Genomic DNA, 1,834 nt, shown 5'->3' on the forward strand with positions numbered 1-1,834 from the left:
CTACACCCTTACCCCGGGACAACCACCGCCCGGGCTGGACTACCTTCCTGCGTCACCCCATCACTCACCTACTACCACCTTGGGTCAGCGGCTCCACCACTCCCCTTTGCCCGAAGGCTCCGGGGCGGCTTCACGGCCTTAGCATTAATGGATTCGATGTTTGGCGCTTCATAGCGGGTACCGGAATATCAACCGGTTATCCATCGACTACGCCTGTCGGCCTCGCCTTAGGTCCCGACTTACCCTGGGCAGATCAGCTTGACCCAGGAACCCTTAGTCAATCGGCGCACACGTTTCTCACGTATGTATCGCTACTCATGCCTGCATTCTCACTCGTGAACCGTCCACCACTGCCTTCCGGCGCAGCTTCACCCGGCACACGACGCTCCCCTACCCATCCCAGCAGGCGTTGGCCCTATTGCTGGAATGACACGACTTCGGCGGTACGCTTGAGCCCCGCTACATTGTCGGCGCGGAATCACTAGACCAGTGAGCTATTACGCACTCTTTCAAGGGTGGCTGCTTCTAAGCCAACCTCCTGGTTGTCTCTGCGACTCCACATCCTTTCCCACTTAGCGTACGCTTAGGGGCCTTAGTCGATGCTCTGGGCTGTTTCCCTCTCGACCATGGAGCTTATCCCCCACAGTCTCACTGCCGCGCTCTCACTTACCGGCATTCGGAGTTTGGCTAAGGTCAGTAACCCGGTAGGGCCCATCGCCTATCCAGTGCTCTACCTCCGGCAAGAAACACACGACGCTGCACCTAAATGCATTTCGGGGAGAACCAGCTATCACGGAGTTTGATTGGCCTTTCACCCCTAACCACAGGTCATCCCCCAGGTTTTCAACCCTGGTGGGTTCGGTCCTCCACGAAGTCTTACCTCCGCTTCAACCTGCCCATGGCTAGATCACTCCGCTTCGGGTCTTGAGCGCGCTACTATATCGCCCTATTCGGACTCGCTTTCGCTACGGCTTCCCCACACGGGTTAACCTCGCAACACACCGCAAACTCGCAGGCTCATTCTTCAAAAGGCACGCAGTCACGAGATATGTGCAAGCACATATCCGACGCTCCCACGGCTTGTAGGCACACGGTTTCAGGTACTATTTCACTCCGCTCCCGCGGTACTTTTCACCATTCCCTCACGGTACTATCCGCTATCGGTCACCAGGGAATATTTAGGCTTAACGGGTGGTCCCGCCAGATTCACACGGGATTTCTCGGGCCCCGTGCTACTTGGGTGTCTCTCAAACGAGCCGCTGACGTTTCGACTACGGGGGTCTTACCCTCTACGCCGGACCTTTCGCATGTCCTTCGCCTACATCAACGGTTTCTGACTCGTCTCACAGCCGGCAGACTGTGAAAGAGAGATCCCACAACCCCGTATACGCAACCCCTGCCGGGTCTCACACGTATACGGTTTGGCCTCATCCAGTTTCGCTCGCCACTACTCCCGGAATCACGGTTGTTTTCTCTTCCTGCGGGTACTGAGATGTTTCACTTCCCCGCGTTCCCTCCACACTGCCTATGTGTTCAGCAGCGGGTGACAGCCCATGACGACTGCCGGGTTTCCCCATTCGGAAACCCCCGGATCAAAGCCTGGTTGACGACTCCCCGGGGACTATCGTGGCCTCCCACGTCCTTCATCGGTTCCTGGTGCCAAGGCATCCACCGTGCGCCCTTAAAAACTTGGCCACAGATGCTCGCGTCCACTGTGCAGTTCTCAAACAACGACCAACCACCCATCACAGCCCGCCGAAACGAACCTTCACTGGGGTCGGCATCGAGGTCGGGATCAAATCCGTACCCTCAGACACCCAACAGCGTGCCCGAC

General features: G+C 57.5%; 1 rRNA gene. It reads right to left on the reverse strand.

Annotated features, from left to right (window positions below):
• A 23S ribosomal RNA gene (locus ACZ4D5_RS43385) occupies positions 1–1,695 on the reverse strand; the annotation flags it as partial.
• Positions 1,696–1,834: the final 139 nt, after the last annotated feature.

The organism is Streptomyces sp. NPDC025651 (assembly GCF_055558735.1).